Origin of the sequence: Trueperella sp. HMSC08H06, assembly GCF_001808465.1 — a bacterium.
GTDB classification, from domain to species: domain Bacteria; phylum Actinomycetota; class Actinomycetes; order Actinomycetales; family Actinomycetaceae; genus Trueperella; species Trueperella bernardiae.
Genome location: NZ_KV793341.1, coordinates 84,702 through 98,819, shown reverse-complemented (window position 1 = coordinate 98,819; position 14,118 = coordinate 84,702). Strand labels below are relative to the sequence as shown.

General features: G+C 65.8%; 13 protein-coding genes. 4 read left to right on the top strand and 9 right to left on the bottom strand.

What is annotated here, in order from left to right:
• Positions 1 to 9 precede the first annotated feature (9 nt).
• From HMPREF3174_RS09630 to HMPREF3174_RS01055, 6 genes are read right to left on the bottom strand one after another with little or no spacing between them, the layout of a single operon-like run.
• Positions 10 to 1,791, bottom strand: coding sequence for a prephenate dehydrogenase (locus HMPREF3174_RS09630; protein ID WP_068538296.1), 1,782 nt, complete (start codon positions 1,789 to 1,791; stop codon positions 10 to 12).
• On the bottom strand, positions 1,788 to 2,537 hold the full coding sequence (locus tag HMPREF3174_RS01075) for a pseudouridine synthase (RefSeq protein WP_062612495.1): 750 nt from the start codon (positions 2,535 to 2,537) through the stop codon (positions 1,788 to 1,790). The genes HMPREF3174_RS09630 and HMPREF3174_RS01075 overlap by 4 nt, the downstream gene beginning before the upstream one ends.
• Positions 2,534 to 3,085, bottom strand: a complete 552-nt coding sequence (gene scpB, locus HMPREF3174_RS01070; RefSeq protein WP_062612497.1) for an SMC-Scp complex subunit ScpB — start codon at positions 3,083 to 3,085, stop codon at positions 2,534 to 2,536. The genes HMPREF3174_RS01075 and scpB overlap by 4 nt, the downstream gene beginning before the upstream one ends.
• The gene (locus HMPREF3174_RS01065; RefSeq protein WP_070445173.1) at positions 3,078 to 3,923 is read right to left on the bottom strand and encodes a segregation and condensation protein A; all 846 of its coding nucleotides are present in this window, start codon (positions 3,921 to 3,923) and stop codon (positions 3,078 to 3,080) included. Before HMPREF3174_RS01065 ends, scpB begins: the two co-directional genes overlap by 8 nt.
• Entirely contained in the window at positions 3,923 to 4,780 is an 858-nt protein-coding gene (locus HMPREF3174_RS01060) for a ParA family protein (protein WP_070445176.1), read from the bottom strand. The genes HMPREF3174_RS01065 and HMPREF3174_RS01060 overlap by 1 nt, the downstream gene beginning before the upstream one ends.
• A gap of 30 nt (positions 4,781 to 4,810) precedes the next feature.
• Positions 4,811 to 5,737 (bottom strand): site-specific tyrosine recombinase XerD, encoded by a 927-nt coding sequence (locus HMPREF3174_RS01055; protein WP_083297638.1) that lies wholly within the window; start codon positions 5,735 to 5,737, stop codon positions 4,811 to 4,813.
• A 97-nt stretch (positions 5,738 to 5,834) separates the two neighbouring features.
• On the opposite strand from HMPREF3174_RS01055, the gene tkt reads away from it, so the two are divergent.
• The 4 genes from tkt (at position 5,835) to HMPREF3174_RS01035 (ending at position 11,528) form a co-directional block, all read left to right on the top strand.
• The gene (tkt, locus tag HMPREF3174_RS01050; RefSeq protein ID WP_070447444.1) at positions 5,835 to 7,910 is read left to right on the top strand and encodes a transketolase; all 2,076 of its coding nucleotides are present in this window, start codon (positions 5,835 to 5,837) and stop codon (positions 7,908 to 7,910) included.
• An 8-nt stretch (positions 7,911 to 7,918) separates the two neighbouring features.
• Entirely contained in the window at positions 7,919 to 9,019 is a 1,101-nt protein-coding gene (tal, locus tag HMPREF3174_RS01045; RefSeq protein WP_148132138.1) for a transaldolase, read from the top strand.
• A 65-nt stretch (positions 9,020 to 9,084) separates the two neighbouring features.
• A complete protein-coding gene (gene zwf / locus HMPREF3174_RS01040) occupies positions 9,085 to 10,611 on the top strand; it encodes a glucose-6-phosphate dehydrogenase (protein WP_070447441.1) in 1,527 nt (508 codons plus the stop codon).
• 5 nt (positions 10,612 to 10,616) lie between these two features.
• Positions 10,617 to 11,528, top strand: a complete 912-nt coding sequence (locus tag HMPREF3174_RS01035; RefSeq protein ID WP_062612509.1) for a glucose-6-phosphate dehydrogenase assembly protein OpcA — start codon at positions 10,617 to 10,619, stop codon at positions 11,526 to 11,528.
• Between the two features lie 195 nt (positions 11,529 to 11,723).
• Here HMPREF3174_RS01035 and secG read toward each other — a convergent pair whose 3' ends face one another.
• From secG to pgk, 3 genes are all read right to left on the bottom strand, one after another.
• Positions 11,724 to 11,969: a preprotein translocase subunit SecG gene (gene secG / locus HMPREF3174_RS01030; RefSeq protein ID WP_062612511.1), complete on the bottom strand. Its 246-nt coding sequence runs from the start codon at positions 11,967 to 11,969 to the stop codon at positions 11,724 to 11,726.
• A 112-nt stretch (positions 11,970 to 12,081) separates the two neighbouring features.
• Entirely contained in the window at positions 12,082 to 12,858 is a 777-nt protein-coding gene (tpiA, locus tag HMPREF3174_RS01025; RefSeq protein WP_070445184.1) for a triose-phosphate isomerase, read from the bottom strand.
• Positions 12,859 to 14,052 (bottom strand): phosphoglycerate kinase, encoded by a 1,194-nt coding sequence (gene pgk, locus HMPREF3174_RS01020; RefSeq protein WP_068538290.1) that lies wholly within the window; start codon positions 14,050 to 14,052, stop codon positions 12,859 to 12,861. It abuts the gene before it with no gap.
• Positions 14,053 to 14,118 lie beyond the last annotated feature (66 nt).

Sequence of the window (14,118 nt, the reverse complement as noted above, 5' to 3'; positions counted from 1 at the left end):
TGGACGTCCTCAGTCACGGTAACCCTCCGGGATCAGTGCGATGACGGCGGCCACGACCTCGTCAATGCCCAGGGCTGACGAATCGATGGTGGTCACCCCGTCCTCGGCCACGGTGAAGTTGATGACCGTGGAGTCGTCGCGGTCGCGGCGCAACACCTCGTCACGCGTGGCGGCGATGGCGGCCTGGTCCGCGGCCCCAAGGTTTTCCTTGGCACGACGAGCGAGGCGCGCCTCCTCCGACGCCGTCAGCAACACCCGCACGGGTGCGTCCGCGGCCACGACGGTGGTGATGTCGCGCCCCTCGGCCACGATCCCCCGGCCCTGCGAATGGCCGGACGCCGTGGTCTCCTCGGCGATGATCGCCTGCTGCATGCGCACCATCTCGGCTCGTACGCCGAGGTTGACCGCCAGCTTCGAGACCACCTTCGCCACCTCCGAGGTGCGGATAGCGGCTGTGATGTCATGATCGGCACACATGAAGCGCTGGTTGTCTGGGTCCAGGTCAATCGACAGCGGCATAGACTGGGTGGCGGCGAGCACGGAGTCGGCGTCGTCGAGGTCGATCCCCTCGTGCATGGCCCACCATGTGGCCGCGCGGTACATCGCGCCCGTGTCGAGGTAGGACAGCCCGAGTTCGCGGGCCACGCGCTTGGCCACCGTGGACTTGCCCGAGCCCGATGGCCCGTCGATGGCGATTACCAACGGCTTGGGGCTTTCACTTCTCACCACTTGCCATCCCTTCTGTTCCAGGCCGCGCTCCAGGGGTAGACCCTGATGCGGGTTGACCTTGACGATGACCCGGCCCACCTGTTGGCGTGCCGAGTGCTCCATCTCCAGGTCCTCAATGTTAATTCCGAGTTCGCCGATCTCCGCAAACAGCCGTCCGAGCATGCCCGGCTGATCCGGGATGAGGACGATGACCTCGGCGTAGGACGTGCGTGCCCCGCCGTGCTTGCCTGGGATACGGGCGACGCCCTTGTTGCCGTCAGCGATCACGGAGGAGATGCGGTCCAGCCCCGATTCGCGGTCGAGTGTGACAACCAGCGCGCCCAGCCGGGCCGAAATGCCGCGCAACACATTGGCGATCTCGGTGCGGTTGCCGTTGATGATCGAGGTCCACAACAGCGGGTCCGATTCGGCGATGCGTGTGACGTCACGCAGGCCCTGCCCGGCCAAATCGAGGGCTTCGGCGGGCGCGTCGCGCAGGGCCGCGGCCACGAGCGAACTCATGAGCTGGGGCATGTGGGACACGAGCGCAACCGCGTGGTCGTGTTCGGCGGCGCTGAGCATCGACACGGAAGCGCCCATGTCCACCGCGAGCGTGCGGATGGTGCCCACCGCCGCCTGCGACGTGCGCTCGTTCGGGGTGAGCACCCACGGGCGGCCTACAAACAGGTCGGCGTCCGCGGCGATCGCCCCCGAGCGCTCCTTGCCCGCCATCGGGTGCGAGCCCACCCAGCGCTCAAATCCGGGGTGCCGCTCCAGCGCCGCGGCGATCTTGTCCTTCACCGACGCCACGTCCGTCACCACCGCGTCCGGGAAGCGTTCCAGCGCGCTCGCCACGGCCCCGGCTGTCACGTCCGGCGGAATGGCGACGACGACGATCGACGGCGCGGACACCGGCTCCAGTGTGCCGGCCCCCAGGTCGCGCGCGAGGGCGGCGGCCACCGGCGAGGCGTCCTCGATGTGAACCTCCACCCCGGCCCGCCGCAGGCGTAGCGCGATCGACGTGCCGAGCAGGCCGGTGCCGATCACCAGCACCGGCGAGGCAGTCAGGACCGTGTCGTTCACAGATCCACCATGCTCATGAGCGCGCCGAGCTCGGTGCCGGCCACCTGGCGCACCTGGCCCGGCTTGAGACGCCCGATGGTGATGTTGGCGAACTGCGTGCGCACCAGGTCAATCACCGGGAAGCCCACCTCGTCCATGATCCGGCGCACGATGTGGTTGCGCCCCGAGTGCAGGGTCAGCTCCACGATCGAGTGCTTCTTGCCCGCCTCCCGCAACACAAAACGGTCAACCTTGACCGGGCCGTCGTCCAGGGTGATCCCCTTCTCCAGCACCTTGGTCAGGCCGCGCGGCACCGTGCCCTCCACGCGGGCCACGTACGTCTTCGGCACCTCGTAGGAGGGATGGGTGAGGCGGTGGGCGAGCTCGCCGTCGTTGGTCAAAAGAATGATGCCCTCCGTGTCGGCGTCGAGGCGCCCCACGTGGTAGAGCCGCTCGGTGCGGTCTTCAATGTAGTCCGCAAGCGTGGACCGGCCCTGGTCGTCGCTCATTGTGGATACGACGCCGCGCTCCTTGTAGCACACGAGCGTCACCTTTGTCTCGTCCAGCTGCACACGGTTGCCGTCCACGTGAATGATCGCATCGGGGCGCACGCGGATGCCGAGCTGCTGGACGACGTAACCGTTAACCGTCACCCTGCCCTGGGTGATGAGCTCTTCGCAGGCGCGGCGCGACCCGATGCCGGCGTGTGCAAGCACCTTTTGCAGGCGCTCACCGCTGGAGTCGTGCAGGTCCTGTGTGCGCGTCATCGTAGCTCCTTTTCGACCTCGTCGAGGTCGGCGTCGTCGGGAAGGTAGGGTGCCAAGGGGGCGAGGTCGTCGAGCGAGTTCATGCCCATCTTCTCAAGAAAAAGCGCGGTGGTAGAATACAGGCTCGCGCCCGTTGCCGCCGTGGTTCCCACCTGCTCGACCAGCCCCCTGGTGACCAAAGTTCGAACAACAGAGTCTACCTCAACACCACGGATTGAAGCGATTTGTGCCCGCGTACACGGCTGGCGGTAGGCGATGACGGCCAGCGTCTCAAGTGCCTGGGCCGACAATCGGGAGGACTGGCCCGAGGTGACGAAACCGGCCACGATCTCGCTGTAGCGCGGGTGGGAGTAGAAGCGCCACCCGCCACCCGCCTCGCGCAGCTCGAATCCGCGCTGGTCATCGGCGTATTGGCGGACCATGGCGTGCAGGAGGGCCTCGGTCTCAGCCTCGGGCAGGTCGATCGCGGCGGCCAGGTTCGCCACCGGCACAGGCTCGGGCGCCACCATCAAAATCGCCTCGAGGGCCCCGCGCTGAAGGTCACTCATCGCTTTCCTCACTCTCCTTCTTCCACGACGCCGTTGACCCGCTTACGTCCGCAGCCGGGCCGGGCGTCGTCGTTCCCGCCTGCACCGGCGTGGCCGTACGCGTGACGAAGAGCGTGGCCAACGGGCCGTCCTGCTCGACGTCGACCTCCCCGCCGCGCAGCATCTCAAGCACCGCGAGGAAGCGTGAGACGACGGTTGCCACCGAATGCGCCTGCCGGCACAGCTCGGTAAACGACACCCGGTCCCCCGCAACCAGGGTCTGGCGCAGGTAGTCCACCTGGGTCTCCACCGGAACGAGCGGGTCGTGCAGGTGGTCGAACGTGACCTCGTCGGGCGTGCGCGTGAAGACCCGCGCCGCGAGCAACGCCAGGTCCTCCACCCCGATCCGCAACTCGACCTCGGGCAGAAGACTGCGCAAGCCCTCCTCCATCGGCACGTCGCGCCCGTGGGCAAGCGACTGTACGGCGAGGGTGGCGGCCATGTGCGCGGCCACGTCCTTGTATGCCTTGTATTGGAGGAGCTTGGCAAAGAGCAGGTCCCGGGCGCTGAGAATCTCCAGGTCCTCATCCTCCTCGACCTCCTCCTGCGGTAGCAACCGCGCCGCTTTCATGTCCAGCAAAGTGGCCGCGACCACCACGAACTGGGACATCTGCGACAGGTCGGCATCCTGGGCGCGCACGAACGCCAAGAACTCGTCCGTGACCTCGGCAAGCGCCACCTCGGTCACGTCGAGCTTCTTACGCGAAATCAGCGACAGGAGGACCTCAAAGGGCCCCGAAAAGATGTCGAGATCGACTGCGAATCCATCGGAGCTGAAGAGATCCTCGCCCGCGCTCACTAGGGGGCGCCGCCGCGGGAAATCAGTTCGCGGGCAAGGCAGCGGTATGCCTGGGCGCCCTTCGACTTCGGGTCGTAGCTGGTGATCGGCTCGGCCGCCACCGTGGCATCGGGGAAGCGGACCGTGCGCGGGATCTGGGTCTCGAACACCCGGTCCCCGAACTGCTGGCGGATCGTGGAGATAACCTCGCGGGCGTGCAGCGTGCGGGTGTCGACCATGGTGAGCAGCACGCCGTCGATCGACAGCTGCGGGTTGAGCCGGTCTTGCACGCGCTCGATCTGGTCGATAAGAAGCGCCACGCCGCGCATGGCGAAGAACTCCGCCTCCAGCGGGATCATCACGCCGTGAGCGGCCGTCAGCGCGTTGATAGTGAGCAGGCCGAGGGAAGGCTGGCAGTCGACAATAATAATGTCGTAGTCATTGACCACCGGGCGCAACACGCGAAGGAGCGACTGCTCGCGCGCCACCTCGTTAATGAGCTGAATCTCAGCCGCCGACAGCTCGATGTTCGAAGGCACGATGTCGAGGTTTTCGGTAGAGGTGTGGTGAATAATCCGCGTGATATCAGGCTTGGCGGAGAGCATCTCGTCGTACAAGGTCCGCTCCAGGCTCATCGCGTTGATGCCCACGCCCGCCGATGCCGCCCCCTGCGGGTCGAAGTCCACGATCAGCACCTTGCGCCCATATTCGGCCAGTGCCGCGGCGAGGTTGATCGAGGTGGTCGTCTTGCCCACGCCGCCCTTCTGGTTGCACATGGCGATAATGCGGGCAGGGCCGTGGGAATCCAGATCGCCGGGTAGCGGGAAGTCGCGGTCCGGATCTAGTTCGTCGAGGAGATCAGTCTGTACAGGAGTCACGGCACTAATCTACCTGATGTCGGTAACTTCTTAAGCCTGCAAGGCGCGAGGGTGGGAACTGGCATACGTCTCACGCATGGTCTGCGTGGTGACCTTCGTGTAGATCTGCGTGGTGGTCACCGACGAATGCCCCAGCATCTCCTGTACGATCCGCACGTCCGCCCCGCCCTGGAGCAGGTGCGTGGCAAACGAGTGGCGGAAGGTGTGCAGGGAGACACCCTCGATCCCTGCGCGCTCGGCTATCGCTTGGATCGCCGTCCAGGCCAGCTGCCGGGTCAGCGGCTTTCCGCGGGTGTTGAGGAATAACGACGCCGTCCCACTCCCCTTCGCGGCCAGCGCGGGCCTGCCCCGCACCAGGTAGGCCTGAAGCGCATCGATCGCGTACTGGCCGAGCGGGAGGATGCGCTCCTTTCGGCCCTTGCCGAACAGGCGTATTGTGGCCGAATCGAGGTCGATGTCGTCGGCGGTGAGCCCCACCGCCTCCGTGATGCGCGCGCCCGTGCCGTAGAGGATTTCGACCAGGGCGCGATCGCGCAGGGCGAGCGGACCGTCCCAAAACGACGCGGCCTCGATGAGGGCGCCCATCTGCTCGACCGTGATCGCCTTGGGCAGGCGTTGACCGATCTTCGGCGGGCGCAGATCGACGGTGGGGTCGGTGGACGTGCGGTCCTCGAGGTAAAGAAAGTGGTGCAGGCGCCGGATCGCCGTCACCATGCGGGCTACCGAGGAGGTGGCGAAGACCGTGCCCGCTGCGCCGCCGCGCAGGTAGTCGACGAAGCTGGCCGCGTCTTCGTCGGACACGCCGGCAAAGCTAGTGACGCCGCGCGAGCGGAGGTGGTCCACATAGTGCGCGATATCTCGCCGATAGGCTGCCAGGGTGTTTGCCGAGAGCGAGCGCTCCACGCCTAAATGGGCGAGGAATTGGGCGATATCGCGCGCAAAAGGGTCGTCATGCACTTTAGCGCGTTTGTCCACGTCTTACGCTCCCTTTGTGAGATGACCGCGTAGACTTTACTATAACCGCTCATCCGTACCCTAAACGAAGGAGTTTTTCATGACGTTCGAATGGAGCGACCTCGATCAGAAGGCCGTTGACACCGGCCGCGTGCTGGCTGCCGACGCCGTCCAGAATGTTGGCAACGGCCACCCGGGTACGGCCATGTCGCTGGCGCCCGCGGCCTACCTGCTCTTCCAGAAGGTCATGAAGAATGACCCGGCAGATGATTCCTGGCTCGGCCGCGATCGTTTCGTCCTGTCCGCCGGCCACTCCTCGCTCACCCAGTACGTACAGCTCTTCCTGGCCGGTTACGGACTGGAGATGGAGGACCTCGAGGCACTGCGCACCGAAGGCTCCCTCACCCCCGGTCACCCCGAATACGGCCACACCAAGGGCGTGGAGATCACCACTGGCCCGCTTGGCCAGGGTCTGGCCTCCGCGGTCGGCATGGCGATGGCCTCCCGCCGCGCGCACGGCCTGTTTGACCCGAAATCGCCGGCCGGAGAATCGGTGTTCGACCACTTCGTTTACGTCATTGCCGGCGATGGCTGCCTGCAGGAGGGCGTGACCTCCGAGGCGTCATCTGTTGCGGGCACCCAGAACCTGGGCAACCTTATCGTCATTTATGATGACAACCGCATCTCGATTGAGGACGACACGTCGATCGCTTTTTCGGAGGACGTGCTCGGGCGCTACGAGGCCTACGGCTGGCACACCCAGCACGTGAGCTGGCTGGGTGAGGGCGAGTACCGCGAGGACGTGGAAGCGCTCTACGAGGCGATCGAAGAGGCCAAGAAGGTCACCGACAAGCCCTCGATCATCAAGCTGTCCACCATCATTGCCTGGCCTGCCCCCACCAAGCAGGGCACCGGCGCCTCGCACGGCTCGGCCCTTGGTGAAGAGGAGATTCGCCAGACCAAGGAGATCCTGGGCCTTGACCCAGATAAGACCTTCTTCATCGATCCCGAGGTGCTCGAGCACACCCGCGCCCAGGCCAAGGCCAGAGCTGCGGAGGCTCGCGCCGCGTGGGAGCCGAAGTTCGAGCAGTGGGCCAAGGACAACCCGGAGGGCAAGAAGTTGCTTGACCGTGTGCTCGCCCGCGAACTACCCAAGGGCTACGCGGACGCCTTCCCCACCTTCGAGGCGGGCAAGGCCGTGGCCACCCGTGCGGCCTCCGGCGTGGTGCTCAACGCGATCAAGGACACGCTACCCGAACTGTGGGGCGGCTCCGCTGATCTTGCGGGGTCGAACAACACGATCATGAAGGGCGAGCCGTCCTTCTTCCCCGAGGAGCGCTCCTCGGCGATGTTCCCGGGCAACAAGTACGGGCGTAACCTGCACTTCGGCATCCGCGAGCACGGCATGGGCTCGATCGTCAACGGCATCGCGCTCGATGGCCTGACCCGCCCGTACGGCGCCACCTTCTTCGTATTCGCCGATTACATGCGCCCGGCCGTACGTCTGGCCGCGCTCATGAAGACCCCCTCGACGTTCGTCTGGACCCACGACTCGGTGGGTGTGGGCGAGGACGGCCCCACCCACCAGCCGATCGAGCACCTGTGGGCCTACCGTGCAATCCCGGGCCTCGACATCGTGCGCCCGGCGGACGCGAACGAGACGTCCTACGCCTGGCGTGGAATCCTCGAGCGCTCCGACCGCCCGGCGGGCCTCATCCTCTCCCGCCAGAACCTGCCGGTTCCCGCGCGCGGCGAGGGCGAAGTGGCCTCGGCCGAGGGCGTGCTCAAGGGCGGTTACGTGCTGGCGGATGCCGAGAAGGTCGACGTCGTTATCATCGCCACCGGCTCGGAGGTCTCCGTGGCTCTCGAGGCTCGCGAGGAGCTGGCCAAGGAGGGCATCGGAGCGCGCGTCGTCTCGATGCCGTGTCTGGAGTGGTTCGCCGAGCAGCCGGAGGACTACCGCGAGTCGGTCCTGCCCTCGGACGTTAAGGCGCGCGTGTCTGTCGAGGCGGGTTCCACGCTCGGCTGGCGCGCTTACGTGGGTGACGCTGGCCACATGGTCGGCATCGACCACTTCGGCGAGTCCGCTTCGGGTGACCTGCTGATGAAGAAGTACGGCATGACCGCGGAGAACGTGGTCAAGGCCGCCAAAGAATCCATCGCCGCTGCCAAGTAGGAGGCAACGTGTCTAATCTTGCAAAGCTGTCCGAGCTGGGCGTGTCCATCTGGCTCGACGACCTGTCCCGCTCCAGGCTCGATTCGGGCAACCTCGAGGACCTCATCCGCAACTACAACGTTGTGGGCGTGACCACCAACCCGTCCATCTTCCAGGCGGCGATCTCCGGGTCGGACGCCTACCGGGAGGACGTGGCGCGGCTCGCGGAGGCGGGTAAGACCGCCGAGGAGATCATCACCGAGCTCACCACCGACGACGTGCGGCGGGCGTGCGACCTGTTCGCCCCCACGTTCGAGGCGAGCAGGGGCTATGACGGGCGCGTCTCGATCGAGGTCGACCCCCGCCTGGCCCACAACCCCAACCCCACGTTCGCCCAGGCCAAGGAGTTGTGGGCGAAGGTTGACCGCCCGAACGTCATGATTAAGATCCCGGCAACGAAGGCGGGCCTGCCCGCGATTCGCGACGCGATCGCCGAGGGGCTGTCGGTCAATGTCACGCTCATCTTCTCAGTCGAGCGCTACGAGGAGGTCATCGACGCGTACTTGAGCGGTCTCGAGGCAGCCCGCGCCGCGGGCAAGGACCTGTCGACCATCCATTCCGTCGCCTCCTTCTTCGTCTCCCGCGTGGATACGGAAATCGATGCGCGCCTGGAGAAAATCGGCGGCCAGTCTTCGCTCGACATGCGCGGTAAGGCAGGAATCGCGAACGCGCGCAACGCGTATGCGGCCTTCCTCAAGCACTTCGAGTCGGAGCGCTTCCGCGACCTGGAGGACGAGGGCGCCAACTTGCAGCGGCCGCTGTGGGCGTCGACTGGCGTGAAGAACCCCGACTACTCCCCCACCATGTACGTGGACCAGCTCGCCACCACCCACGTGGTTAACACCATGCCGGAGGCGACCCTGTGGGCCACGAAGGATGGCGCGCAGCTCGACGCCGACACGGTGCGTCCGAACTTGGACGCGGCGTCGAACACGATGAAGCATTTGACCCTCCTTGGCATCGACGTCCCCGGCGTCGCCGCCAAGCTCGAGGAGGAAGGCGTGGAGAAGTTCGAGACCGCGTGGGAGGAACTCATCGACACGGTCACCGACGCGATGAACGCGAACTAGGGGTAAAGTAAGGAAGGCAGGGTTGCCCGCTCGGGCGACCCTGCCTCACTTTATGGAGGTGCTACATGCACGAGTGGACGAACCCGCTCCTGTCCGACGGCGACACCCGGCTCCTACGGGTGGCCAGCCCGTGCGGATTGGTGCTTTTCGGCATTACGGGCGACCTGTCAAAGAACAAGATCCTGCCCGCCATCTACGACCTGTCGCATCGTGACCTGCTACCGGCGTCGTTCACGCTGGTGGGGGTGGCGCGCCCGAAGGCCTCCATCCCAGACCTCGCCACCTGGGTGGAGGATGCGATCCGCGCGGGCACGAAGACGGGGATTGACGAGACGGCGCTGCGTCAGCTCATGGCCGGTTTCCGGGTGGTGCAGGGCGATTATGATTCGCCGGAAACCTTCGCCAGGCTTAAGTCCGAGCTCGAGGCGGCGAACGTGGAGCGTGGCACGGGCGGCAACTATGCTTTCTACCTCGCCATTCCCCCGGCGCTGTTCCCCCAAGTCCTCACCGAGCTTAAGGACGCCGGGCTGGCCAGCCAGGAGGAGGGGTGGCGGCGCGTCGTCGTCGAAAAGCCCTTTGGTAGCGATCTGGCGAGCGCCCAGGAGCTGGATCGGATCGTCACCGGCGTTTTTGACGAGTCTTCGATTTTCCGCATCGACCACTACCTGGGTAAGGAGACGGTGCAAAACATCCTCGCCCTGCGCTTTGCCAACGAGCTGTTCGAGCCGATCTGGAACAACGCTCACGTGGACCACGTCCAGATCACCATGGCTGAGGACATCGGGATCGGATCGCGCGCGGGTTATTACGAGGGCGTGGGCGCGGCTCGTGATGTCATCCAAAACCACCTCCTCCAACTGCTGGCGCTGGTGGCGATGGAGGAGCCAACGTCGTTCGAGGCGGACGCCCTACGCCGCGAGAAGGAGAAGGTCCTCAAGGCCACCCACCTCATTGGCGGCCCTGACACGTCCTCGGTGTTCGCCCAGTACGCCTCGGGCTGGCAGGGCGGGGAGCGCGTGCGCTCCTACCTCGAAGAAGACGGGGTGGCTGCCAACTCGCGCACCGACACCTACGCAGCCCTCCGGCTCGGGATCGACACGCGCCGCTGGGCCGGCGTGCCCTTCTACCTGCGGGCCGGCAAACGGCTCGGCCGGCGCGTGACCGAGGTGGCGCTCGAGTTCCGCCGCCCGCCCTTCCTGCCGTTCACCAAGGAGCAGATGGCGGGTATGGGCGCGAACACGCTGGTCATCCGCATCCAGCCCGACGAGGGCGTCACCTTCCGCTTCGCCTCCAAAGTGCCGGGCGCCCAAATGCTGCTGCGCGACGTGACGATGGACTTCGGCTACGGCCACGCCTTCACCGAGTACGCCCCCGAGGCCTACGAGCGCCTCATCCTCGACGTCCTGCTCGGCGACCCGCCGCTCTTCCCCCGCCAGACCGAGGTAGAGCTCGGCTGGAAGCTCGTGGACGAGGTCACCGGCTACTGGGATGCCACGGATCGCCCCATCGAAACGTACGAGCCCGGATCGTGGGGGCCGCTCGGCTCGGACGCGATGCTCGGCCAGGACGGTAACGCCTGGCGCAGGCCCTAGGAGGAATGATGAAGAAGATTTCACACACCACGTCGGCCCGCCTGGCCCGCCGCCTCAACGAGCTGCGCGGCGAGGGCACGTACGCGCTTGGCAAGGTCTTGAACCTCATCGCGGTGGTCGTCGACGACGACGGCGTCCGCGCGGTTGTCGACTCCGCCCTCGCTGTGGCCGAGGCCCACCCACTGCGCATCATCGTCGTCCTGCCCGATGCCACCGACGACGGCGATGCCCGCCTCGACGCCGAGATCCTCGGCAACGAGGACGTGGGCCCGGCGGAAGTGGTCATCCTTCGCCCCTTCAACGGTGCGGGCACTAGCAGGGTGTCGCTCGTGACCCCGCTCCTGCTCCCCGACGCGCCCGTCTTCACCTGGTGGGTGCAGGAGGCGCCCACCTGCCCCACGGATAGGACCCTGGGTCAGATCGCGTCCCGGCGTATCACGAACGCGAATGCGGCGGACAACCCGCTCGGGGCGCTCAAGGAGCTGGCCGCCAAGCGCGAGGCCGGGGACACTGACATCAACTGGGCGGGCATCACCATCTGGCGTTCCCAGCTGGCCGCGCTCCTCAACGAAGGCCCCCACGAGGACGTGGAGCACGCCGAGGTCGGGGGCAACACGGGCCGGGTGGGTTCGCACATGCTCGCGGCCTGGCTGCGCCTGCGCCTGGGCGTGCCCGTCGAGCTCACGCACACGGATACGCCCGGTATCGAGTACGCGATCCTCCACCGGCCCTCGGGCCCGCTGTCGATCAGCCGGCCTAGCCACGGCGACATCGCCGTGCTTGGCCGCCCTGGCAGGTCCGACCTCCAGATCTCCATGCCCATGCGCTCCCTGCAGTCTCAGCTGATCGAAGAGTTGCGCACCGTGGGTGAGGATTCGGAGTTCGCGGTGGTGCTCGCGGCGATCGCCGAGGACTAGAGGCCAGCATCCGTCCGGGTGCTGGCCGTCCGGGTGCTGGGAGGGATTTGAATGTACTGGACGTTTTCGGGGCGATCTCCTCATATACGAAGATCGCCCCGGATTCGTCCAAAGTATTTTAATCGCCGGCTCACCTCTGACTCGCGGCACGAAAAACGCGCCCGGGAAAGGGCGCGTTCTTGAGCTTTCCTCGGTCTAGCCCTGGAACTTCGTGATGAGGCCAATCAGCACGATCGACGTCACCCACACCAGCGCCACACCCACCGTGATGCGGTTCAGGTTGCGCTCAGCCACGCCCGAGGAACGCATCGAGGTGGAGATGCCACCGCCGAACACGTCAGACACACCGCCGCCACGGCCCTTGTGCAACAGAATCGAGCCGATAAGGAGGAGGCTCGAAAGCACGAGCACAATGATGCAAAGAATAAGGAGAACGTTCACGATATTCTCTTTCGGTCGGGACCGGCGCCTGGCGCCACATACCGTACCAGTGTATAGCACGGGAGGGGAACAGCGTGAATGCCGCTCCCCTCCCGGGTGTGAGTCCTATCGCTTAGACGAGGAAGGTCACGATCTTCGCGAACTCCGTGGCATCAAGCGAAGCGCCGCCCACGAGCGCGCCGTCCACATCCGGCTGAGCCATGATGTCCTTGACGTTGGAAGACTTCACCGAGCCGCCGTACTGGATACGAACGGCCTGCGCCGTGGCGTCGTCGTAAAGTTCGCCCACCTTGACGCGGATCGCGCCGCAGACTTCCTGGGCGTCCTCCGGGGTGGCGACCTCACCGGTGCCAATGGCCCAAATGGGCTCGTAAGCGATGACCGACTTGGCCACCTCCTCAGCGGTGAGACCCGCGAGCATCTCCTCGATCTGGCCGAGCACGAAGTCGACCTGGTTGCCGGCCTTGCGCACGTCCAGCGCCTCGCCGCAACACATGATCGGGGTCATGCCCGCATCCAGGACCTTCTTGGCCTTCTTGCCCACGAGCTCGGAGGTCTCACCGTGGTACTCGCGGCGCTCCGAGTGGCCAACCACCACGTAGGTGCAGCCGAGCTTGGTGAGCATGCCGGTGGAGATTTCGCCAGTGAAGGCGCCCTTTTCGTGGATCGACACGTCCTGCGCGCCGTACCCGATCTCAAACTCCTCCGACTCGACGAGGGTCTGCACCGAGCGAATGTCGGTGAAGGGGACGATCACGGCCGCCTCGGTGGTGGCGTAATCGTGCTTGAGATCCTTGAGGGTGAGGGCAAGCTTCTGAACCAGGGAGATCGCCTCGAGGTGATCGAGGTTCATCTTCCAGTTGCCTGCCATAAGCGGGGTGCGGGTCATTTAGTCCTCCAAAACTGCAATGCCGGGAAGCTCCTTGCCCTCGAGGTACTCGAGGGAGGCGCCGCCGCCGGTGGAAATGTGATTGAACTTGGCCTCGTCGAAGCCGAGGGTGCGAACCGCGGCCGCGGAATCGCCACCGCCGACGATCGTGAAGCCCTCAGCCTTCTCCATCGCCTCGGCGATGGCCTTCGTGCCGTTGGCGAACGCCGGGAACTCGAACACGCCCATGGGGCCGTTCCACACGATCGTCTTCGAATCGGCGATCGCGGCGGCATAGCCCTCACGGGTCTTCGGGCCGATGTCCAGGCCCATCTCGTCAGCCGGCATCTCGCCGGTGTCGTAGATGGAGGCCGGGGCGTCAGCGTTGAACTCCGGAGCGGTCACGTTATCAACCGGGACGAGGATCTCGACGCCGGCCTCACGAGCCTTCTTCAGGTACTCGCCAGCCTTCTCCACGAAGTCCTCCTCGAGGAGGGAGGTGCCCACCTCGTTGCCCTTCGCCTTGAGGAAGGTGTAGGCCATGCCGCCGCCGATGAGCAGACGATCGGCCTTGTCGAGCAGGTTGTCGATCACGCCGAGCTTATCCGAAACCTTCGAGCCGCCCAGGATCACCGTGTAGGGGCGAGCCGGGTCCTTCGTGGCCTTCGACAGGGAGTCGATCTCCTTGAAGACGAGCTCGCCGGCAGCGCTCGGCAGCTTCTTCGCGATGTCGTAAACCGAGGCCTGCTTGCGGTGAACAACGCCGAAGCCGTCGGACACGAAGGCGTCAGCCAGCGCCGCGTACTCGGAGGCAAGCTCCTCGCGCTCCGCATCCACCTTCGAGGTCTCGCGAGCATCGAAGCGGACGTTCTCCAGCAGGACGACGTCGCCGTTTGCCATATCGGCGGTCAGCGCCTTCGCGGACTCGCCAACCGTGTCCTCAGCCAGCTTCACGTCCTTGCCCAGCAGCTCCGACAGGCGGGCGGCCACGGGCGCCAGCGAGAAGTCGGGGTTGACCTCGCCCTTCGGGCGGCCCAGGTGCGCCGAGACAATGACCTTGGCGCCCGCGTCAATGAGGCGGGTGAGGGTGGGCAGGGCGGCGCGAATACGGCCGTCGTCCGTGATGTTCTTTTCCTTGTCCAGCGGGACGTTAAAGTCCGAGCGGACAAAAACCTTCTTGCCGGCGAGATCGCCGAGCGAATCGATGGTCCTCATGAATTCTCCTTTTCTGATCGGGCGCGCGCGAGCACTAAGACGCGCGGGCGCCCGGAGGAAGACATT

Bases quoted from the DNA above. Each gene is read 5' to 3' on its own strand.
- pgk (WP_068538290.1), bottom strand. From the start codon at position 14,052: ATGAGGACCATCGATTCGCTCGGCGATCTCGCCGGCAAGAAGGTTTTT.
- scpB (WP_062612497.1), bottom strand. From the start codon at position 3,085: ATGAGTGACCTTCAGCGCGGGGCCCTCGAGGCGATTTTGATGGTGGCG.
- tpiA (WP_070445184.1), bottom strand. From the start codon at position 12,858: ATGACCCGCACCCCGCTTATGGCAGGCAACTGGAAGATGAACCTCGAT.
- tkt (WP_070447444.1), top strand. From the start codon at position 5,835: ATGACGTTCGAATGGAGCGACCTCGATCAGAAGGCCGTTGACACCGGC.
- HMPREF3174_RS01075 (WP_062612495.1), bottom strand. From the start codon at position 2,537: ATGACGCGCACACAGGACCTGCACGACTCCAGCGGTGAGCGCCTGCAA.
- HMPREF3174_RS01035 (WP_062612509.1), top strand. From the start codon at position 10,617: ATGATGAAGAAGATTTCACACACCACGTCGGCCCGCCTGGCCCGCCGC.
- zwf (WP_070447441.1), top strand. From the start codon at position 9,085: ATGCACGAGTGGACGAACCCGCTCCTGTCCGACGGCGACACCCGGCTC.